We start from the raw sequence: 21147 nt of genomic DNA on the forward strand, positions 1-21147 counted from the left end.
CTAACACATAAAACATGGGATGGTAGCGGCAGAGACAAAACAGCTCATTACTCTACAGTTATCCCTCTTCCACCAAATTCAAAAAATATAAAAATCGTAGCTAGAGAATGTACTGGTCTTGCATGGGAATGGTGGAGAACAATTATTAATGAACAAAATGTTCCATTAACAAATGAAATAAAAGTTTCAATTGGAGGAACAACATTATACCCAACGGCTAGTATTAGTCATTAGGTATAAAAAAGCGCCCTGTAATCAGGGCGCTTTTTTACTTAGTCACAAATTTTACTCTTTCCAAAACTGTTCTAGCAAAATAACGATCATAGTACCTACGAGTAATCCGTTACTTAAAACATATTGTAAGGAAGAAGGGACTCCGCTAAATGCACTTTCTGGAAGAAACATTATTCCCAAACTGATTAATAATGAAATTCCTAATATAGTTAATCGGCGTTGCTTTAATTCTTCACGTAAAATGGATTGAAATGAAATGCCTATTACTTGGACAAATGTAGCTAAAAGTGCAGAATTAGCAATAGGACCTGGTAGCAAGGATATAAAGTTTACAATTGAGGGGATAAAAGAAATACCTGCTAATATAAGACTTGCTATAAGAAACGACTTCACCTTTTTTTGACCTGTTAGTTGAATAAATCCTGCTGATGCAGGTAATGGTACAATTCCAATTGTAGAGAACAATGATGAGATAATATGTGATATACCTCCGACCCATACACCACGGTTCAGTGTTTGTTTTTCATTTTCTTTAGATAACGGAGCCACTTGTTTTACAGCCGAAATAGCAGCAATTGTATTTGCAACTAAAAGAAAGGTGAATAAAGTCGCAGTTAGAGTCATTCCAATATCGAATCTAGGTGTGCCCCAAGCAAATATCTCTGGTAACTTAACTAGCGTTGTATGTGAAGGCATATGAGATGATTTTCCTAATACTCCATACAAAAGCCAACCACATGAAATTCCAAGTAACACAGCGTAACTTTTCATCCATCCTTTCCCTTTAATTGATAAGAAAGTAATAAGGGCAAAAACAAAGAGCGCAATAGTAGCAATTGTATAGTCGGGATGAGTTGCAGATCCTTGTAATCCCATCATTCCTTTTAGTAACACACCACTAAGCTGAAGTGCTAAGATTAAAAGAAAGGTTCCTGTAACTAAAGGGGTAAATAAACGTAAGGTTCGCTGAACAAGCCCTGTTATACCAAGAACGAAGAGTAATATACCCGCAATAATTAACCCGCCTTCTAAAAGTTGTAATACATCTTTTGGACTTTGTCCCTGATGCATAGCTACTTGTCCCAATATGACAAATATACTTATCCATGAACCTGCTGGCCCATCCGCTATGGGATAGCGATGCCCAAACCACGCTTGTAGAAACGAACTTACTCCCACGACTAAAAAAGTCCGCTGCATTAATGTTGAGATATCTTCTATTGGTAAATGGAATATGCCACCAATAATGATAGGTAATGCAATTGCATTTGCTAATAGAAACACAAACCATTGTAGAGTACTAAAGCTCGTATCGAAGTGCTTTTTATTCATATTATTCTCCTTTGCCGAAAAAGAATCTCATAGTAAAAATCCATCCTTTCTACACAGTTAGATTAAAAAGGATAGATTTTGTAAATTAATAAAATTATTTTAATTACATATATAGTTTTTTAGTTAATTACCATGTACGGAATGGTAAGAATTTCCCGTTAAGTGTAATCACGATACGGGGGTCGCCACCTTTTGGATCTTTTTGTGTATCCACACCCAGGTTGAAGTTAATTGCACTCATTACACCTTCGCCGGCCTTTTCTAAGATTAATTCTCTAATAGTTGGTGCATATTGTAACATCATTTCATATAAGCGATATGCAATCGGGTCAGTAGGTGGCATTTCCATTACTTGGCCACGAAGTGGAACTACTGTTAATGCTTGAACTACTTCTTCATCTAATTCTAATAGTTTACCGATTTTTTCTGCTTCTGGACGTGTCATTGTAGCTTGTCCTAATAACGCTGTTACAACCCAAGTCTCAGAGTGTTCACTTACTTTTGCAATTTCTTCCCAAGTTAACCCTTTTTTAATTTTTGCCTCTAGAATTTTTTGCGTAGCTTCTTGTCTATTCATATCTAATACTTGTTTTTTCATATCTAATAACTTCCCTTCATTTAAGTAATAATTAATTTTTCATACTATTTAATGCTTTATATCCATCAACTATTAAATCTAATTTACCTGTGTGAGGATCAATAACTAAACCATGTACAGGAACATCTTTTGGAATAAGTGGATGATTTCTTACTAAATCAACATTAGCTTGAGTTGAACCGTTGACATCATCGAATCCAAATAACCATTTTTCAAGGTCAACACCAGCATATTCAATCGCTGATAAAATTTCTGGTGAAGCTACTCCACGATCTAATATTTTTTGAAGTGTTCCTTTTGGATTAGTTTGGCTCGCACCACATCTTTGGTGTCCGATAAGGAAGATTTCATCTGCATTTAGATCATATACTGATGCGACAACACTTTGCATAACACTATCGAAAGCAGAAGCAATTTTACCACCTGCATTTCTGATAACTTTTGCATCACCATCGTGTATATCTAAAGCTTTTGGAAGTAGCTCAATTAAACGAGCGTCCATGCAAGAAACAACAACCATACGTTTTTTAGGCATTTTTGTCGCTTCACGAGGAGCGTATTCTTTATTTTCTACAAATTGTTCATTGAACGATAAAATCTCTTGTAATAACATATTTGTAACCTCCTTTAAATCTAGATGTATTTTTTTGTTGCGTCCTCTGTGTTATAAGTAAATGTAACTGATAAACAATGTGATGTAAGAGGATAAACTAAGTATAGTGAATTGTATCGACAAGCAGAATAAGTTGGCGAAACACTTTCTGGCTTTCTACTTTCACGATGAAAGGATTGGTTTATATCATTGATCAAACAGATTTTGAGATACTGAAATTATTAGGAGAAAACTCAAGAATACAATGGAAAGAACTTGGTCAAAAAATACATATGACGGGGCAGGCTGTAGGAAATCGAATTCGAAGATTAGAGGATTTAGGGATTATTGAACAATATACAATCGCAATAAACCGAATCAAATTAGGACAAGTAGTGACTGCATTTGTTACTTTATTCGTAACAACAGCTAATCATCAAGAGTTTATGAATTTCTTTCAAAAAGAAGAAGGGATTTCTGAAGTAGACCGTATAAGCGGTGAGGGGTGTTATTTATTAAAAACACATTTTGCTTCCAATGAAGACTTAGATGAATTTCTAGGACGACTATTAAAGTACGGGAATTATCGTGTTAACTTATCAATAGGAAAGTTGAAATAAGGTTTCTTTTCCTTGGAGGGGATGGCAACATTATTTGCTAAACCTTATTTGTATAGAGATAATAAAATTTTCATCTTAAATAGTCGGAGCCTTACTACAATTTATGTGTAGTAAGGCTTTTTTAAGGGAGTCATAAATAATTTCGCCTTAAAAAAATCCTGTAGCTCAGTACAGGATTTGTAATAAAATGTTTTTAAAAACTAAATTGTGGTTTCATATCACCTGTATAAGGTTCATGTTCAACGAATATAGTGATGTCTTTACCCGCTTGGTCTTTACCAGTTCTTTTATACGTAAATTTCTTATTATTTAGTTCAGTAAGTTCAAGAGCCGCGCCATATTTATTATTTCCAGTTGAAACATGGGCTCTTATTTTATTTTCGTGTAAAACATCGAAGTAACCATAGTCACCGCGGCTTTGACCTGTTTCGCTATTGAAGAACTCGTATTTATTAGACTTGTCATCGAATTTTGCTAGACTTATAAAATTCGAATTAAACTGTGTTACGTCATTACCCGCTTCATCTAATACTTTTGTTCCGTGCCAAAGGGTTCCACCTAAAATTTTATCTCCATCAACGTTTTTAACGATATCGCCTGTAGTCGTGTTCAGTTGCTTGTCCGGATCAGTGAAAGAAAGCTCTTTTTCTTTATATGGAACATGTTCAACGAAAACTTCTACATCGTTACCGTTAGCGTCTTTCCCCATTCGTTTATAAGTAAATACATTTTTATTTAGTTTTGTCATATCAACAACAGCTTGATATTTCATTGATTCTGAAATTAATATTCTCTTTTTCCCATCATTTGTGATAAAGAAAGTTCCTTTATCGCCACGACTTGCACCTGTTTTAGCATCAAAGAATTCATATCTTCCTGACTTTGCATCATATTTCGCAAGGCCAATGAAGTTTGCATTTTCTTTTGTTAAATCATTTTTATCTTTGTCATACACTCTTGTACCTTGCCAATTTGTATCGCTAAGAATGTTAGCCATTTTTTGGCCTTTCGTTAACTTATTTTCCTTTTTTGTTTCTTTGGCAGCTTGTTCTTGTTTCGGCTTATTATGATTTTCTTCAGCTTTAGTACCAGCACATCCTGTTAGTGCTAGTGTGAATCCGAGTAATATAGATGATAGTGCTTTCGTTTTTTTGTTCATGTTTTATCGTCTCCTTATTTTATGATTTTAAATAGTTCGTGTTTCTGAATGTAATTACTACGTTTATTATGTTAATGGCCGAGTATAAACTGCCTCTAAATAAAACATTAAAAAAAGATAAACTAATTCCTAAAATTTGTTCATACTTATAAAAAGTTCTTTTACATAAGGTGAATGTAAATCTCTCATTTTGAAACTGCCGGAATCAAATGGGTGGATTAATATTATGCTTACAGTGCGATTTTAGATGTGATGCTATACTGTGTATAGGATTTTATGGGTGCATGTTGTGTCGATTTTTGTCGGTAAGTCGATATTCTATGTCGAATCGTTGATATATTGAAAAAATCGTTGATATATTGTGAGTTATGATAGATATATTTGAAAAATCGTTGATATATTTTGAGGAGGGCTAAAGATGATTGTGAAAGAACGACAAATGCCAATGTATTTACGGCAATTAGAAGCGTTATCTAGAAGATTACCTGCTCACCATCCGAAACGGGATATGGTTGCAGAAAGTTTAGCGAAGCATAAAGCAGGTTACAAAGGTGAACAAGCTATCAATTATCCACTAAGTTTTTTGCCAGAAGAAACATATAGTATTTTGCACGATATAAGGTTGTTTGATCAAAATCACCATTTTCAAATTGATACGATTATCATTTCAGCATATTTTCTGCTTTTCCTCGAAATAAAAAATATAGCAGGTACGTTACTATTTGATTCAAAGTTTAATCAGCTTATTAGAATATCAGAGGGGAATTCAGAAGGCTTTCCAGATCCAATTTTACAAGTGAAAAGACAAGAGGAACAGTTTAGAAAATGGTTAAGTTTAAATGGGTTTTCTCGTTTTCCGATTGAATCACTCGTTGTTATTAGTAATCCACGAACTATTATTAAAGCTTCAGACGATAATCTCCCCAATAAAATTATCCACAGTGCAAATTTACCTCATAAAATAAAATGGTTTGAGAGTAAATATAAGAAAAAAACTATAAAAAATGTAGACGATCTTATTTGTCAAATAGTAAGGCATCATACTCCATTACAGCAAAATATCCTTGAACAATTTAAAATCAAAAAAGGAGAATTGTTAAACGGCGTACGATGTGAGGTATGCTCTATAATGCCGATGTTGAAATTAAAAAAAGGGTGGTACTGTTCAAATTGTAAAGCTATCTCTAAAGTAGCACATGAGGATGCCATACATGATTATGTACTTCTTATTAGTGGAACTTGTACAAATATGCAGTTAAAGGAATTTCTCCATGTTCAATCAAGTGCAACAGTTCATAGACTCCTCCAAACAATGAATATCCCCCACACAGGTGACAACAAGGGACGAATATATGATTTAACTACGTTTCAATCATAATTTTGCTATAATAAATAAGTATTTACGTGAAGGAGAGTGTGAAATGAAGTTTAATATCGATCATTACATAGCTAGCGTTTTACAGTGGATATTGAATATAGCGTTAATTATATTGTCCATTGTTTTATCGATCTTTTTAATTAACGAGACGATTACATTTATTCAATACATATTTTCAACAAAGGAATATACATCGTATAAATTGGTTGAGAGCATCATCGTTTATTTCTTATACTTCGAGTTCATCGCATTGATTATTAAGTATTTTAAGTCGAATTATCATTTCCCGTTACGTTATTTTATTTATATCGGAATTACGGCGTTAATTCGTTTAATTATCGTATCTCATGAGGAACCGATGGAGACGTTGTTATATGCGGGATCCATTCTTGTTTTAGTCATTGCTTTATACATATCAAATATGAGAGATTTGAGAAAAGAGTAGTAGTGCAGACGTAAGTTTGCACTACTTTTTATTTGCAATTTTCCTCCCTATTATTTTGAGGCTGTAATCAAATGAATAGTGTCAGGACATTCTAATTTATAAGTGACTTTGTTGTCTTCGATATCTTTCTGTATCTTTTGACATGTATTATTCGAATATCGTATCTCTTGATTTTCATTATGTATCTCACTTGTTTTTGTGTAGTCGACATCATAATAGACGGAGGTAGATTCCTTTTCTTTTTTTACAGTTAAATCAATAATAATAGGTTCGTTCTTGTTATTAAATTTAGTAATTCTAACTGAATCGTCTTTATTTGAATTATAGTTTTTTACGAAAGTATCTAATTTCTCTATGTTATAAACTTTATCGTTTTTTTCAATAATATCACCACGTTTTTGGGAATCCTCAAAAGTATATGTTTCGTTTTTATTGTTTTTTCTCTCATTATTAGTACAACCAATAAGAGTAAATAAGGCTAGCGAGATTACAGATAACGCATACTTTCTATATTGTATTCTCATAGATTCATCTCCCTTTCTTAATTTTTAGAAAAACATTCACAATAATATTTTAGCCTACACGGGTCTAAGGGAGGTTAAGGATAATTTGTTTTTTTATTAACTTACTGTAAATATTTGCATTTTTTCATTTTTTTGCTAATAAGTTGTAAATTTTTACATGAAATTTTTATATTAGTTTATGATGTTTTTGTAACAAAAAAATCTAAAAAGGAGTGATGTGATTCATGTTTAACAAATTTTTGGGGAATTCAAGGGCAAAAAAGATTTGTGGAATTGGGGCATTAGCAACTTTTATAGGTTTTTCGTCGTTAGGGTCAGTTAGTGCAGACATAAGTTTGCACTGCTTTTTTATGTCTTGACCTTCAAGTTGCTTGAAAGTTTACAATGTAAATAGGGCGTTTGAAATTGAAAAAAATTGAGAAATTAAGTGAAGAGGTTTCTTTTACTTGGAGGTTATAGCAATGAGTCAGGAATTAAGGTTACGTCCTTTAGAACGGGAAGATTTAAAGTTTGTACACGAACTTAATAATAATGCCCATATTATGTCGTATTGGTTTGAAGAGCCGTATGAGGCATTTGTAGAGCTGCAGGATTTATACGATAAACATATACATGATCAAAGTGAACGCCGATTTATCGTTGAGAAAGATAATGAGATGGTTGGATTGGTCGAGTTAGTGGAAATCGATTATATTCACCGTAGAACAGAATTCCAAATTATTATTGATCCAAATTATCAAGGATATGGTTATGCAGCAGAGGCGACGCGTTTAGCGATGGATTACGCTTTTTCTGTATTAAATATGCATAAAATATATTTAGTTGTCGATAAAGAGAATGAAAAAGCTGTACACGTTTATAAAAAGGTTGGATTTATGGTAGAAGGAGAACTTCTCGACGAGTTTTTCGTTGATGGCAACTACCATAATGCGATAAGAATGTGCATGTTCCAGAAGGAATATTTTAGAACGAAATAATGGAGTGAAAAGGATATAGACAATCATTGTCTATATCCTTTTTTATTATGTTTAATAATAACTATTTATCGTAAAACAATAAATAGTTATTGACTTAAAATGTTAGTGGGCTTATTATGATGGTATTGAGAATAGTAAAAAGGAATGCAGATAAATTAATTGTGAAATCAAAGGAGAATATATTATGAAAAAATATTTATTAGCAATTGTATTGATATCATTAGGAGCTACTTGTTTATTCATACATGGTGCAACTAGTAAAATGGATGGAACTGGTTTCCTTATAGAACCTTACTTTTTCCTAGTACCAATAAGTTATTTACTGTTCTTTAGTGGTATTGGTATTTCGTTATTTGGATTTATTACTTCAAGGTTGAAAAAACAGTAATAGATCAAAGCGATTAAATTTTCACCCTTAGAGAAAATATGTGAAATTTTAGAGTATAAAAAGGAGGAATTATGATGATGAAAAAATATTTATTAGCTTCTAGTCCAATATTTTTAGGAGTGTTATGCATCATTATGTTTAATGTAATTGGTTCGGAAGTAAAACGAGATGGAACTTTAGTGGAGCCATTTTACTTAATTCCGTTAGCATATTTATTTACTTTTACTGGAATTGTTGCAATTTTGTGTGTGGCTCTTTTCTCGGTGCTTCGAAAAAAGACAGCGTAATAAAACACTTGTCATGAAATAGAAACATACGATAGGGAAGAAAAATAAAAAGTGAGCTGAATCATGGTGAATCATTATTGTTATCCTGAAAGGCAAGTTGGATCGGCTATTACTTTGGCAGGAGCACAGGGGACAATTCATGCTGTGAATCAAGCGATTCAAATGCAGCAGCAAGCATATTTTGCACAAATGATGCAAGGGCAGTATATGTCGTACTCACAGCCTCCGATGCAAATTGTACATTACGATGTGCATCCAGCGGGTTTATTTTCCATTCCATATGGCGGGACATACTTCTTATGAAAGAAAGCGACTGATAAGAGTCGCTTTCTTTTTTTATATTCCGCCTAGTTGCATTCCAAGGAATGCAAAAAGGATACCAATAATATAAGTAGCACTTAAATATAGAAATAGTATGCCAAAGTTTTTACGATTGAAGAGCTGAATGGAATCTAGTTTAAATGTTGAAAATGTCGTAAAGGCACCCATAAATCCAGTCCCTAATAATAATTGCCAACTTGTAGAGACCCCGTTGCCAATTATATATCCGAGTAAAAATGCACCTGTTATATTAATGAGAAATGTAGCAATTGGAAAGGAAGTTTTCTTTCTTTTTTTAAACCAATTGCTAATTGCAAATCGTGTAATAGCACCGAAAAAACCGCCTATTGCTACTAATAAAGCTTCCATCATAAGTGATCACCTTCCGTAAGATGTTTCTTAATTAAGAAATCACCTAGTGTATAGCCAAGAGCAGACATAATGAGGCCACCGAGTATGCTGCATGATACATATAAGAAAGCCGTACCCCATTCAGAAAGATGGATTAGTTGCACAGTTTCTACACTAAATGTTGAAAACGTCGTAAAGGAACCGATGAATCCAGTCCCAATGCCTGTGATAATTTCTGAAGACAAGATGTTTCTCCGAGCGATATACGTAGTCAGCCACGCTAATAAGAAGCAGCCGAGTAAGTTGATGAGCAATGTAGCTAGCGGAAATGAATGATTCCATGAAGTATGAATAGTAAGACCTAAATAATAGCGAGAAAGGGCTCCTAATATACCGGCTATGCCAACGATAATATAAATCAATTTCTTCACCTCTTTAAATAGCTTGCTCAAAAAAATAGACTCCTACCAGTAGTTATACTGGTAGGAGTCATTAGCTAAGCAGCAGTTATGGCGAACTCCATCGCCTATGATTATTACATATAGTGTACTAAAAATTGCGTAGAATTTCCAGTGAAGAAGTGGAGCTGTTTTGTATGTATGCGATGGTTTAAGATAGAGAATTTATACTTATAAACTAAATATAGTGATATAAGGTTTTTGATATGATAAAATGTTTCGTATGTCTGTCATTCACTTCAGTTAACTGAAAATAAAGAAAAGTAAAATTGGTAGTTTTAGAAAAGGAGTCGTTCGTTTGAAAAAATTATTAAAAATAGTACTTATATGTATTTTAGTAGGGGTGGGAGTTGTAGGTGGTTTTTTAGCGTATATGACACTTACAAAAGAACAGCCAGCTAATGTTATAAGTTTGAAGGTGGAAAATAATAAGGAACGCGTGTTAGCGCTTGGAAATGAATTTAAAGTTACAACATTTAATATTGGATATGCTGGATTAGATAAGGATCAAGACTTCTTTATGGATGGTGGAAAAGGTTCTGGTTCAAGTAGTAAAGAGCAAACGGAAACGAATTTAAAGAAAATGCTTTCGTTTTTACAAAATGAGAATAGTGATTTTACGTTATTACAAGAAGTTGATATAAAATCAATGCGATCTTTTGATGTAAATGGGCATGAATTTTTGAAAAAAGGATTACCTGATTATGCTTCGTCGTTCGGAAAGAACTATGATACAAAATGGGTCCCTGTACCAATCACAAGTCCAATGGGATATGCGGAGGCTGGATTAAGTACGTTTTCTAAATATACAGTTCAAACAGCGCAGAGGTTCCAGCTTCCTGGAATGGAGCCTTGGCCAAAGCGTTTGTTTGATTTAGATCGAGCGATTGTTGAGCATAAAATACCTGTTAATAATGGGAAGTTTGTGAGACTCGTAAATTTACATTTGTCTGCGTATGATGAAGGCGGGAAAATTAGAAAACAGCAAGTAGAGTTTTTAAAAGAATATATGAACAAGCATTATGAAAATGGTGATTACGTAATAATGGGCGGAGATTGGAATCAATTACTTTCGAACGCTCAGTTAAGTGATCCGAAGTTTGTGAAAGAGCGTCCTGAGTGGTTAGTAGAGTTACCAAAGGACTTTACTGATGGTGGCTTTAAGTGGGCTGTAGATCCATCTGTTATGACGGTGAGAGATGATGTGAAGAAGTATGTGGAAGGTGAAAACTTTGTCACGATTATTGATGGTTTTATCGTTTCACCGAATGTGGAAATTGTAAATGTACAAGGGAAAGATTTAAAGTTTGAAAATAGCGATCATAACCCAGTAAGTGCGGTATTTAAGCTGAAGTAATCGATATGTATAAGTAGAAGGTGGGGCTTCATATATGGAGTGGTTAAAGAGAACTTGTTTTTCTAACCTGGAGAAAGAATCACAGAAAAATCATTTATTGCTGTTCATTACGATTTGTAGTTTCTTTCTTGGAATAATCGCGATTGGGTATTACGGATATATTTTTACAGAGAGAGCAATAGCGTTTTGGGTTTGTGGTATTTCAGTTGTTGTATTTGGAACGCTGTTTACTTTTATAGAAAGCATGGAAGCGATGTATAAATATATCATGACATTTATGTTGCTTATTATGTCTTTCATTATGGTACAAGCTTTTAATGAAAGTCCGGCTGTATTTCAAATGGTCTACTTTACATTAGCAGTTTCACTTATTTATTTAAGTGAACGTCTCGTTATCATTCTAGGCGGAGTGGCGGTTATTATCACATTTATTCTTTGTAGTTATTGGCCGGAGCAATTTTTTGCTTATACAGCGGCATCTGAAGCTGCAAACTTCGCAAGCTTGTTAGCAATCGTAACGATTGCAATGTGGGGCGTAACGAAGATTGGTTCTAATTTGTTAGCTCGTTTAAGTGATGAGAAGCAAGAAGTAATGAGGAAAGCTCAGGAGCTAGAAGAAACGCAAAGACTGATTGAGGAAACGGTTGGGAAACTAGATAGTAATTTCAATCACTTAAGACAAAATATGAATACATCGATGGAGTCGATGAGTGAAATTAATTTTGCTTTTGAAGAGGTGGCAGTTGGTACTCAATCACAATCAGAGATGATGTCACGTTCAGTAGAAGTATTGAACGATATGGAAGGTAATATTGAACAAATCATTTCGCAAGTAAGAAATGCATCGACTCGTGTTGATGAAAGTTTAGAGATTTCAAAGGGTAGTGTACATACTTTACGAAATTTTGAAGCGAATATGAGAAGTTTAAATGATGTTGTTTCACAATCAGGAATTATATTTAGAGATTTAATGATGCAGTCGAAGCAAATCAACGAAATTGTAGATGTAATAACGAATATCTCAAGTCAGACGAGTTTGCTAGCTTTAAATGCAAATATTGAAGCGGCAAGAGCAGGCGAGCATGGAAAAGGATTTGCTATTGTAGCGAATGAAGTATTAAAGCTTGCCGAAGAATCGAATCGCTCTGCGGGGAGAATTCAAGGTATTTTGAAGGAGTTTAGTAATCAGGCAAGTAAAGTGGAAGTACAGGTAGAAAAATCAGAAAAAGTACAAGAAGAATGTAATGAAATGCTAGCAAGTGTTTTAACAAATGTAACGGATTTAGGGAAGTTTATTGATGCAATTAATGATGTAATGAGAGAGATTGTTGGTCATCAAGAAAACTTGCAGGTTAAAACGACAAATATCGTAAAGGATGTTACACATGCTTCTAATGTAATTCAGCAAACTTCTGCGGCTACGGAAGAAGTGTTAGCAAGTGTGGAAGAAGAAAAACATCGAAATGATATATCGGTGAAGACGTTGCATACTGTTAGCGAGCAAGTGAAGTTGCTAGAAAATATTTTAGAAAAGTAATATCTCTTAAAAAGGGCACACTATGTGTGCTCTTTTTTCATTTAAATGAATACTTGGTAGTAATTTAATTGCTTTTCTGCGCGTTTTCTGCCAAGCTTAAGGAGATAAACTGAGACTTTAATTAGTGGGGCTATACGCTACTGATTATTAGTTGAAACCCGCAAATAGCGGAATAAAATACTTCAAAGAAAGAATTATATAGGTGACGCATATGATCGAAGTTAAGACTTCTGAACTTAGTGATGGAGAATTTAATAGAGGGGTATTTGCAACTCGTGATATTAAAAAGGGTGAGTTGATTCACTCAGCACCAGTTATCTCTTATCCGAATGAACAGCATGAACACATTGAGAAAACGTTACTTGCTGACTACGCATTTGAGTATGGGGTAAATCATACAGCATTCCTTTTAGGATACGGCATGTTATTTAATCATGCATATAATCCGAATGCAACGTATGATATTGTCTTTGAGAATCACACATTTAACTTCTTTGCTTACAAAGATATAAAAGCGGGAGAAGAGATTCTAATCAATTATAATGGTGAAGTTGATGACGATGAGCTATTATGGTTTGATAAGGAAAAAGAAGAGAACGAAAAGTAAATTATAATAAGTAATAAAAAAGATGCTTTTACCTATGTAAAAGCATCTTTTTTATTGATGAAAACAAAGTAAAGATTACAAAAAAATACCACTTTATTTTCGTATGGTATAGTAAGATACTGAAGGATAGTGTTTTGAAAAAGTAATATATTTTACAAATTGTTGTCTTTCTGATGACATGTCAAGTTTAGTAGCCCATTTGGGTTGCTTTATTATGCAATATATATTTTAATATGAGTGGCACCTCTTATAAATTAAGAGGTTTATAGGTGTCTCGAATTGATTTTGGGTACACTGTATCCACCACTTTAGGTTCGTTCATGTATGTGGGGATATTATGGGCCCGTATAACGGGATAAAAAGAATATAGAAATAGAGGAATCGTAAAATGAATATGCAAGAGGTTTATAAATATTTAAGTACGGTATTGCCTGAAGGTCATGTGAAACAAGATGAAATGTTAAAGAATCATACGCATATTAAAGTTGGTGGAAAAGCAGATGTGTTCGTTGCGCCGACAAATTATGATGAAATTCAAGAAGTTATCAAATATGCTAACGAATATAATATTCCAGTTACGTTTTTAGGAAATGGATCGAATGTCATTATTAAAGATGGTGGAATTCGTGGGATTACCGTAAGTTTAATTCACATTACAGATGTGACTGTAACAGGAACGACGATTGTGGCACAGTGTGGTGCAGCAATTATTGATGTATCACGTATTGCATTAGATCATAATTTAACGGGTCTTGAGTTTGCTTGTGGTATTCCAGGTTCAGTTGGCGGAGCTTTATATATGAATGCTGGCGCATACGGCGGTGAAGTATCGTTTGTATTAACAGAAGCTGTCGTAATGACAGGTGATGGAGAGTTACGTACTTTAACGAAAGAAGCATTTGAATTTGGATATCGTAAGAGTGTATTTGCAAACAACCATTACATTATTCTTGAAGCGAGATTTGAGCTTCAAGAAGGTGTGCGTGAAGAAATTAAAGAAAAAATGGATGATTTAACGTTTAAACGTGAATCAAAACAACCTCTAGAATATCCTTCATGTGGTAGTGTATTTAAGCGTCCACCAAATAACTTTGCTGGTAAATTGATTCAAGAATCAGGACTACAAGGTAAGCGAATTGGTGGAGTGGAAGTTTCTTTAAAACACGCTGGATTTATGGTGAATGTTGATAACGGAACAGCACAAGATTACATCGATTTAATTCACTTTGTACAAAAGACAGTTGAAGAGAAATTTGGCGTGAAGTTAGAGAGAGAAGTAAGGATTATTGGAGAAGATCTATAATAATCTTTGAATTAAAAGCGTATAAAAGTATGAATTATTTTAAAATAATATTTGGGTATTGTTGACAATTTGTTTTCAATTCAATATAATGGCTAATAATTTAACAAATAACATACGTTGAAAGAGCCCAGTAGCAGTTTGTCACTGTTAACGAGAGAGCTAGGGGTTGCTGGAACCTAGCACAAACAAACTTGCGAATTACACTCTGGAGTATCTTAGGTAATGCTAAGCGGATTGGCAATCGATATTATTGCTAAGAGTGGTATGAGTAGCTATGCTATTTATACAAACTGGGTGGTAACACGGTGAATAATCGTCCCTATGTCATAGACATAGGGATTTTTTGTTTTAAAAAATAAAGGGGATGACAAAAGATGAATATTATTGATGAATTAGAATGGCGCGGCGCTGTGAATCAACAGACTGATGAAGAAGGTTTACGTAAGCTAGTAGAAGAGAAAAAGATTTCACTATACTGCGGAGTTGATCCGACTGGTGATAGTATGCATATTGGACATTTGATTCCGTTTATGATGATGAAGAGATTCCAGTTAGCTGGCCATCATCCAGTTATTTTAATTGGTGGGGCAACAGGAACAATTGGTGATCCGAGCGGACGTCAATCAGAACGTCAACTTCAAACGTTAGAAGTAGTTCAGCATAATGTGGATGCGTTAACAGCGCAAATGAAAAAGCTATTTGATTTTGGCGGAAATAGCGAAGTGAAGATGGTAAATAACTACGACTGGACACATGAAATAAACATTATTGAGTTTTTACGTGATTACGGGAAGAACTTTAGCATTAATAGCATGTTAGCGAAGGATATTGTAGCAAGTCGTTTAGATACAGGTATTTCTTTCACAGAATTTACGTACCAAATTTTGCAAGCGATGGACTTCCATCATTTATACACGAAAGAAGATGTTCAACTGCAAATTGGTGGTAGTGACCAATGGGGAAATATTACGAGTGGTTTAGATTTAATTCGTAAGTTAGAAGGGCACGAAGCGAAAGTATTTGGATTAACGATTCCGTTATTACTGAAATCAGATGGTACGAAGTTCGGTAAATCAGCAGGTGGTGCAGTTTGGCTTGATCCTGAAAAAACAACACCATTTGAATTTTACCAGTTCTGGGTGAATACAGATGACCGTGATGTAGTGAAATACTTGAAATACTTTACGTTCTTAACGAAAGAGCGCATTGATGAATTGGCAGTGAAGGTAGAAACAGAGCCTCATAGACGTGAAGCGCAAAAAGTATTAGCGGAAGAAATGACGAAATTCGTTCATGGAGAAGAGGCACTCCTGCAAGCTGTGAAAATTACAGCAGCGTTATTTAGCGGAGATATTAAATCGTTAACAGCCGATGAAATTGAACAAGGCTTTAAAGAGATGCCAACATTCCGGTCTTCAAAGGAGACGAAAAATATCGTAGAATGGCTAGTCGATTTAGGAATTGAGCCATCTAGACGACAAGCACGTGAAGATATTAATAATGGAGCTATTTCGATGAATGGCGAAAAAGTAACGGATGTGGGTACAGATGTTACTGTAGAAAATTCATTTGATGGACGATTTATTATTATTCGTAAAGGGAAGAAGAACTACAGCTTAGTGAAGTTAGGAGAATAATTTGTGTGAAAGGATGGGAGTAGGAAGAATACTTCCATCTTTTCATATACACAATTTAGACATAAAATAATCAGTAAATTTAGATAATTAAAAGGGTTATAATATTCTTCTGCCGAATAAATAAGTTAGAGAAAATTACGGACAAAAATAGCCCGAACCATGCAGGGCATGATTCGGGCTTATATTCAGATTAGTAAGCTAAGCTGAATAGACCTTTAATGTGTGATAAGTAACGAACGTTACTTGCTTCTTTCATTAATGATGCTGGTAAGCCTTTAAGTGGAGTATTGCTTGCTCCAATTGTAGCAACAGCATCTTTACGTCCTAGACTAGCAAGTGTTCCAGAGTTTACAGGTGCGAACTCTTCGAATGCTTTGCCTTCTAGTGCTGCGTATAAGTTGTATCCAATTAACTCACCCATTTGCCAAGCGATTTGTGCAGTTGGTGGGTATGGACGTCCGTCTGGAGCGAAGACAACAGCGCTGTCTCCAGCAACGAATACGTCTTTGTGAGAAGTAGATTGTAGGTATGCATCAACTGTTGCACGGCCACGGTTTACTTCAAGACCTGATTCACCGATTAATGGGTTACCTTGTACGCCGCCTGTCCAAACGAATGTGTTAGCAACAAGTTTTTGACCGTCTTTTAAGTCGATTTCATTGCCAGCAACGTTTGTTACAGGAAGACCTGTTAAGAATGTAACACCGCGTGCTTCTAGGCTAGTAGTTGCACGTTCGATTAAGTGGTCTGGTAATACTGGAAGGATTTTTGGACCTGCTTCAACAAGAAGAAGTTTAACTTCTTTTGGATTTACGCCGTGGCTTTTTGCAAGTTTAGGCATAATGTCAGCAAGCTCACCAACTAGCTCAACGCCAGTTAATCCGCCACCACCGATTACGATTGTAGCATCAGCTTCGTTTTTCGTTTTCGCGTATTCACGAATACGGTCTTCAACGTGTTTGTAGATTTTGTTTGCATCAGCAGCAGATTTTAATACCATGCTGTTTTCTTCTAGTCCTGGAATACCGAAGTAAGCAGTTTTACTTCCTAAAGCAACTACAAGTGCGTCGTAAGATAAAGTAGTGCCACCAGCTAGTTTAATTTCTTTGCTATCAACTGAGAATGACTCAACTGTTGCGATTTTAAGATCGATGTCTTTACCTTTGAAAAGCTTTGTAAGTGGCATTGCAATTGCTTGCTCAGCAACGTTACCAGCTGCAAGGCGGTGTAGTTCAGTGATGATTTGGTGTGTTGGGTATTGGTTAATCACTGTAACTTGTGCTTCTGATTTGCTGTAATATTTACGTACGTTTAAAGCGGCAAGAAGACCGCCATAACCAGCGCCTAAGATGACAATTTGTTTTGACATAGTATGATATCCCCCGTCTTTACTAATTGTTGTTATAAGTTAACTTATTTATTGTTACGTTCTGCACTAATTTGAAGATATGCGTTCACAAAGCGGAACATTTTTTGTGCTTGTGGGTCTTTTAGTAATTTTAATAGACCGAACAGGCCGATAACTTCGTTGCTTTCGTCAGCACGATCTTTCGCTTCGATAGCAGTTGCAGCCATGCCTTTCACTGTATCTTTTACAGGTTCTACAAGCTCTGTGATTGCACTAACAGTGTCGCTTTTTAATACTTCATCAGTAGCAACAGTTTGAGCGAAGTCATAAGACTTAGTTAAAATATTAACAAGCTCAGTTAATTTTGGAAGCTGTTCTACTAGTGTAGTTAATGATTCTTGTACCTCAGGTTTTAACAACTGATCAAGTACATCAAGTTGTCCTTGGCTAGCAGAAATTTGTACAGTTTCTTGTTCTGGCTTTGTTTGAGTCATAGTTTCTGGCATCTCCAATTCTCCTTTACGATAGCAATACTCTTATTTTTGATAGGTAAGATAGTAAACGTTTGCGAAACTTTATACAAAGTTTCACAAAGCACAATAAAATGCCTTTAAATTTATGCCAGCAAGTAAGCTGAAATCATAAATCCAAAACCATAATGTCCTACCTATTATTTATGAACTGTCCGATACATGGCTTGTCCGCATAATGGAAAGTTCCTTTATCGGAAAGTGTATATAATATATATCCTATATTATATACTATATACACCTATGTTAACATAAAAATGATTCCTAATTATTTGATATTAAGCGTATAATGTAGTACTGACAAGGCGTGAAAGCGCATAAATTATTTTGTTTCAGTTAGAAATATACATATATAATAAGAGAAAAAGGAAAAAATGAACAAATTCATGTTCGTTTTTTCCTTTTTCCTATTATTCACCTTCTGCAATTAGCATTGATGTGTTACCTTCTTTTTCAAGATGGCATTCGCCCCAAGAACAAAGAGAATCAAGAATCGATTCTAAAGACCAACCGTAATCAGTAAGAGAATATTCTACTTTTGGTGGGACTTGATTGTATACTTTTCTTTGAATAACGCCGTCGTCTTCTAATTCACGTAATTGCTGCGTTAACATTTTTTGTGTAATACCAGGCATTGAACGTTTTAGTTCACTCGTTCTCTTTGTACCTTTCGTTAAGTGACAAAGAATAACAACCTTCCATTTGCCGCCGATAACTTCTAAGGTCGCCTCTACAGGAATATTGTATTTCTTCATATGAAACCCTCCTTGTGTGAGTGTTAAATAATACAAATGTTACTTTTTAGTACCTATAGCACTTTAAAGTACGTACTTTTTATCATGTTAAATATGTTTCATAATAGCACATGTAAGAGGCAAATGAGTAGTACGGTACTGAAAAGTGACTATGTTACTTTTTGGTGCCTATAGTACTTTAAAGTGCGTTCTTCAAAAAAAGAATGAAACCATTCATAATAGCATTTGTAGAGATTAAATATATTTTTTAGAAGATAAAAGGGCCTTTTTATCGCACTATTATGATTGGATTTCTTGTAATAAGGAGGAATTCAATTGAGTTCATATACAGTACCATCTTCAGAAGTTCAGACGAATCGAAGAAGTATGTTTGCTTTATTAGCACTAGCAATTAGTGCGTTTGGAATTGGGACAACTGAGTTTATTAGTGTCGGTTTATTACCATCCATTTCAAAAGATTTAAATGTTTCGGTTACAACAGCTGGTTTAACAGTTTCCTTATATGCGTTAGGAGCGGCAGTAGGAGCCCCTGTTTTAACAGCGTTAACTGCTAGTATGTCGAGGAAGACATTATTAATGTGGATTATGGTTATTTTCATTATTGGTAATGGCATTGCGGCAGTAGCAACAAGCTTCACTATATTAATTATCGCAAGGATTGTAGCTGCGTTTGCACATGGTGTGTTTATGTCGATAGGATCTACAATTGCAGCTGCGATTGTACCAGAGAATAAACGTGCTAGTGCAATTGCGATTATGTTTACTGGATTAACAGTTGCGACTATTACAGGTGTACCAATTGGAACATTTATCGGTCAACAATTTGGCTGGAGAGCGTCATTTATGGCGATTGTCGTAATTGGAATTATTGCTTTTATCGCAAACAGCATACTAGTCCCATCTAATTTAAAAAATGGTGTACCTGTATCGTTTCGTGATCAATTTAAATTAATTAAAAATGGAAGACTGTTACTTGTTTTCATTATTACTGCACTTGGATACGGCGGTACATTCGTAACATTTACGTATTTATCACCGCTATTACAAGAAGTAACAGGGTTTGAAGCAAGTACTGTTACTATCATTTTATTAGTGTATGGAATCGCCATTGCGATAGGGAATATGGTCGGCGGAAAATTATCGAATCATAATCCGATTCGAGCGCTATTTTACATGTTCTTTATTCAAGCGATTATATTATTTGTTTTAACATTTACAGCGCCATTTAAAGTAGCTGGATTAATCACAATTATTTTCATGGGACTATTCGCATTTATGAATGTTCCGGGGCTACAAGTATATGTAGTTATATTGGCAGAGCGCTTTGTTCCAAGTGCGGTTGATGTTGCTTCAGCAATTAACATTGCCGCATTTAACGCAGGGATTGCTTTAGGTTCTTATATAGGTGGTCTTGTAACGAATTCACTAGGATTAATCCATACTGCTTGGGTAGGCGGCATTATGGTAGTAGCTGCTGTTATTTTAACAGCATGGAGTATGACATTAGAAAAAAGAGATCAAGCAAAATAAAGGAGAGAAAATAAAATGAAAAACTTACAAAGTAAAGCAGTATTAAATAATGGTGTAGAAATGCCTTGGTTCGGTTTAGGTGTATTTAAAGTAGAAGAAGGACCAGAACTTGTAGAAGCTGTAAAAGCAGCAATTAAAGCAGGATACCGCAGCATCGATACAGCTGCAATTTACGGAAATGAAAAAGCTGTAGGTGAAGGAATCCGTGCAGGTATCGAAGCAACTGGTATTTCAAGAGAAGATTTATTCATTACTTCAAAAGTGTGGAATGCAGACCAAGGATATGATGAAACAATTGCTGCATACGAAGAGAGCTTAAAGAAATTAGAACTAGATTATTTAGATTTATTTCTTGTTCACTGGCCTGTAGAAGGAAAATATAAAGATACATGGAGAGCGCTAGAAACACTTTATAAAGAAGAGCGCGTACGTGCAATTGGTGTAAGTAACTTCCAAATTCATCACTTACAAGATGTAATGAAAGATGCAGAAATCAAGCCAATGATCAACCAAGTAGAATACCACCCTCGTTTAACACAAAAAGAATTACAAGCTTTTTGTAAAGAACAAGGTATTCAAATGGAAGCATGGTCACCATTAATGCAAGGTCAATTATTAGATAACGAAACATTACAAGAAATTGCTGAGAAACACGGTAAAACAACAGCACAAGTTATTTTACGTTGGGATCTTCAAAATGGAGTAATCACAATTCCAAAATCAACGAAAGAACACCGCATTATGGCAAATGCTGATGTGTTTAACTTTGAATTAACGAAAGAAGATATAGAAAAAATCGATGCATTAAATCAAAATCACCGCGTTGGTCCAGATCCTGATAACTTCGATTTCTAAGATTAAAGTAAGAAAGAAAAAAGA

Annotated in this window: 25 protein-coding genes, 1 riboswitch and 1 other annotated feature; of the genes, 15 read left to right on the plus strand and 10 right to left on the minus strand. The window is 34.7% G+C overall.

The annotated features are described in order from the left end of the window. A partial coding sequence (locus DM800_RS18560) for a thiol-activated cytolysin C-terminal domain-containing protein (protein ID WP_303740935.1) occupies positions 1-234 on the plus strand: 234 nt, incomplete at its 5' end. A 51-nt stretch (positions 235-285) separates the two neighbouring features. On the opposite strand, the gene DM800_RS18565 is transcribed toward DM800_RS18560, so the two are convergent. From DM800_RS18565 to DM800_RS18575, 3 genes are all read right to left on the minus strand, one after another. Continuing rightward, entirely contained in the window at positions 286-1566 is a 1281-nt protein-coding gene (locus DM800_RS18565; protein ID WP_147787318.1) for a purine/pyrimidine permease, read from the minus strand. A 127-nt stretch (positions 1567-1693) separates the two neighbouring features. Continuing rightward, the gene (cynS, locus tag DM800_RS18570; protein WP_147787372.1) at positions 1694-2143 is read right to left on the minus strand and encodes a cyanase; all 450 of its coding nucleotides are present in this window, start codon (positions 2141-2143) and stop codon (positions 1694-1696) included. Positions 2144-2195: 52 nt separating this feature from the next. Further along, positions 2196-2777, minus strand: coding sequence for a beta-class carbonic anhydrase (locus tag DM800_RS18575; RefSeq protein ID WP_147787319.1), 582 nt, complete (start codon positions 2775-2777; stop codon positions 2196-2198). Positions 2778-2944: 167 nt separating this feature from the next. Here DM800_RS18575 and DM800_RS18580 point away from each other — a divergent pair, with 167 nt between their 5' ends. Continuing rightward, positions 2945-3376 carry an Lrp/AsnC family transcriptional regulator gene (locus DM800_RS18580; protein ID WP_147787320.1) on the plus strand — a complete coding sequence of 144 codons (432 nt, stop codon included), beginning with the start codon at positions 2945-2947 and terminating at the stop codon, positions 3374-3376. Positions 3377-3569: 193 nt separating this feature from the next. Here DM800_RS18580 and DM800_RS18585 read toward each other — a convergent pair whose 3' ends face one another. Further along, positions 3570-4535 carry a DUF4822 domain-containing protein gene (locus DM800_RS18585; RefSeq protein WP_147787321.1) on the minus strand — a complete coding sequence of 322 codons (966 nt, stop codon included), beginning with the start codon at positions 4533-4535 and terminating at the stop codon, positions 3570-3572. 418 nt (positions 4536-4953) lie between these two features. On the opposite strand from DM800_RS18585, the gene DM800_RS18595 reads away from it, so the two are divergent. Both DM800_RS18595 and psiE read left to right on the plus strand, forming a co-directional pair. Continuing rightward, complete coding sequence (locus tag DM800_RS18595) at positions 4954-5913, plus strand: nuclease-related domain-containing protein (RefSeq protein WP_075309572.1); 960 nt, start codon at positions 4954-4956, stop codon at positions 5911-5913. 43 nt (positions 5914-5956) lie between these two features. Next, positions 5957-6358, plus strand: a complete 402-nt coding sequence (psiE, locus tag DM800_RS18600; RefSeq protein WP_000671178.1) for a phosphate-starvation-inducible protein PsiE — start codon at positions 5957-5959, stop codon at positions 6356-6358. Positions 6359-6408: 50 nt separating this feature from the next. On the opposite strand, the gene DM800_RS18605 is transcribed toward psiE, so the two are convergent. Continuing rightward, complete coding sequence (locus DM800_RS18605) at positions 6409-6882, minus strand: DUF4362 domain-containing protein (protein ID WP_147787322.1); 474 nt, start codon at positions 6880-6882, stop codon at positions 6409-6411. Between the two features lie 461 nt (positions 6883-7343). On the opposite strand from DM800_RS18605, the gene speG reads away from it, so the two are divergent. The 4 genes from speG (at position 7344) to DM800_RS18630 (ending at position 8837) form a co-directional block, all read left to right on the plus strand. Next, positions 7344-7859 carry a spermidine N1-acetyltransferase gene (gene speG, locus DM800_RS18610; protein WP_088092265.1) on the plus strand — a complete coding sequence of 172 codons (516 nt, stop codon included), beginning with the start codon at positions 7344-7346 and terminating at the stop codon, positions 7857-7859. A gap of 181 nt (positions 7860-8040) precedes the next feature. Further along, the gene (locus tag DM800_RS18615) at positions 8041-8247 is read left to right on the plus strand and encodes a DUF3955 domain-containing protein (RefSeq protein WP_088092264.1); all 207 of its coding nucleotides are present in this window, start codon (positions 8041-8043) and stop codon (positions 8245-8247) included. Positions 8248-8321: 74 nt separating this feature from the next. Beyond that, positions 8322-8534, plus strand: a complete 213-nt coding sequence (locus DM800_RS18625; RefSeq protein ID WP_088064777.1) for a DUF3955 domain-containing protein — start codon at positions 8322-8324, stop codon at positions 8532-8534. Between the two features lie 63 nt (positions 8535-8597). Then, on the plus strand, positions 8598-8837 hold the full coding sequence (locus DM800_RS18630) for a DUF3947 family protein (protein ID WP_046955610.1): 240 nt from the start codon (positions 8598-8600) through the stop codon (positions 8835-8837). Between the two features lie 33 nt (positions 8838-8870). Here the strand turns inward: DM800_RS18630 and crcB (DM800_RS18635) are convergent, their stop codons facing one another. Next, positions 8871-9227, minus strand: coding sequence for a fluoride efflux transporter CrcB (gene crcB / locus DM800_RS18635; protein ID WP_147787323.1), 357 nt, complete (start codon positions 9225-9227; stop codon positions 8871-8873). Beyond that, positions 9224-9628, minus strand: a complete 405-nt coding sequence (crcB, locus tag DM800_RS18640; RefSeq protein WP_179955688.1) for a fluoride efflux transporter CrcB — start codon at positions 9626-9628, stop codon at positions 9224-9226. Before crcB (DM800_RS18640) ends, crcB (DM800_RS18635) begins: the two co-directional genes overlap by 4 nt. Positions 9629-9682: 54 nt before the next feature. Then, positions 9683-9742: riboswitch (Fluoride riboswitch) on the minus strand. Positions 9743-9962: 220 nt separating this feature from the next. Between crcB (DM800_RS18640) and DM800_RS18645 the strand changes: the two genes are divergently transcribed. The 5 genes from DM800_RS18645 (at position 9963) to tyrS (ending at position 16105) form a co-directional block, all read left to right on the plus strand. Beyond that, a complete protein-coding gene (locus tag DM800_RS18645; protein ID WP_088064775.1) occupies positions 9963-11021 on the plus strand; it encodes an endonuclease/exonuclease/phosphatase family protein in 1059 nt (352 codons plus the stop codon). A gap of 34 nt (positions 11022-11055) precedes the next feature. Beyond that, positions 11056-12558, plus strand: a complete 1503-nt coding sequence (locus tag DM800_RS18650; RefSeq protein ID WP_098624858.1) for a DUF4077 domain-containing protein — start codon at positions 11056-11058, stop codon at positions 12556-12558. 211 nt (positions 12559-12769) lie between these two features. Continuing rightward, a complete protein-coding gene (locus DM800_RS18655; RefSeq protein WP_000573650.1) occupies positions 12770-13165 on the plus strand; it encodes an SET domain-containing protein in 396 nt (131 codons plus the stop codon). Positions 13166-13553: 388 nt separating this feature from the next. Next, positions 13554-14468, plus strand: a complete 915-nt coding sequence (gene murB / locus DM800_RS18660; protein ID WP_048542427.1) for a UDP-N-acetylmuramate dehydrogenase — start codon at positions 13554-13556, stop codon at positions 14466-14468. Positions 14469-14576: 108 nt separating this feature from the next. Beyond that, positions 14577-14792 (plus strand) — a binding site (T-box leader). Between the two features lie 50 nt (positions 14793-14842). Beyond that, positions 14843-16105 carry a tyrosine--tRNA ligase gene (gene tyrS / locus DM800_RS18665; RefSeq protein ID WP_147787325.1) on the plus strand — a complete coding sequence of 421 codons (1263 nt, stop codon included), beginning with the start codon at positions 14843-14845 and terminating at the stop codon, positions 16103-16105. 190 nt (positions 16106-16295) lie between these two features. On the opposite strand, the gene DM800_RS18670 is transcribed toward tyrS, so the two are convergent. The 3 genes from DM800_RS18670 to DM800_RS18680 all read right to left on the minus strand — a co-directional run bounded on the left by DM800_RS18670 (position 16296) and on the right by DM800_RS18680 (position 18738). Beyond that, positions 16296-17474: an NAD(P)/FAD-dependent oxidoreductase gene (locus DM800_RS18670; protein ID WP_000043194.1), complete on the minus strand. Its 1179-nt coding sequence runs from the start codon at positions 17472-17474 to the stop codon at positions 16296-16298. 44 nt (positions 17475-17518) lie between these two features. Then, complete coding sequence (locus DM800_RS18675; protein WP_001115312.1) at positions 17519-17959, minus strand: DUF1641 domain-containing protein; 441 nt, start codon at positions 17957-17959, stop codon at positions 17519-17521. 434 nt (positions 17960-18393) lie between these two features. After that, entirely contained in the window at positions 18394-18738 is a 345-nt protein-coding gene (locus DM800_RS18680) for a winged helix-turn-helix transcriptional regulator (RefSeq protein ID WP_000760481.1), read from the minus strand. Between the two features lie 366 nt (positions 18739-19104). Here DM800_RS18680 and DM800_RS18685 point away from each other — a divergent pair, with 366 nt between their 5' ends. After that, a complete protein-coding gene (locus DM800_RS18685) occupies positions 19105-20268 on the plus strand; it encodes an MFS transporter (protein WP_179955689.1) in 1164 nt (387 codons plus the stop codon). 15 nt (positions 20269-20283) lie between these two features. After that, a complete protein-coding gene (locus tag DM800_RS18690; protein ID WP_147787327.1) occupies positions 20284-21123 on the plus strand; it encodes an aldo/keto reductase in 840 nt (279 codons plus the stop codon). The last annotated feature ends 24 nt before the right edge of the window (positions 21124-21147 follow it).

The organism is Bacillus sp. AY18-3 (assembly GCF_008042305.1).
Lineage (GTDB): Bacteria > Bacillota > Bacilli > Bacillales > Bacillaceae_G > Bacillus_A > Bacillus_A wiedmannii.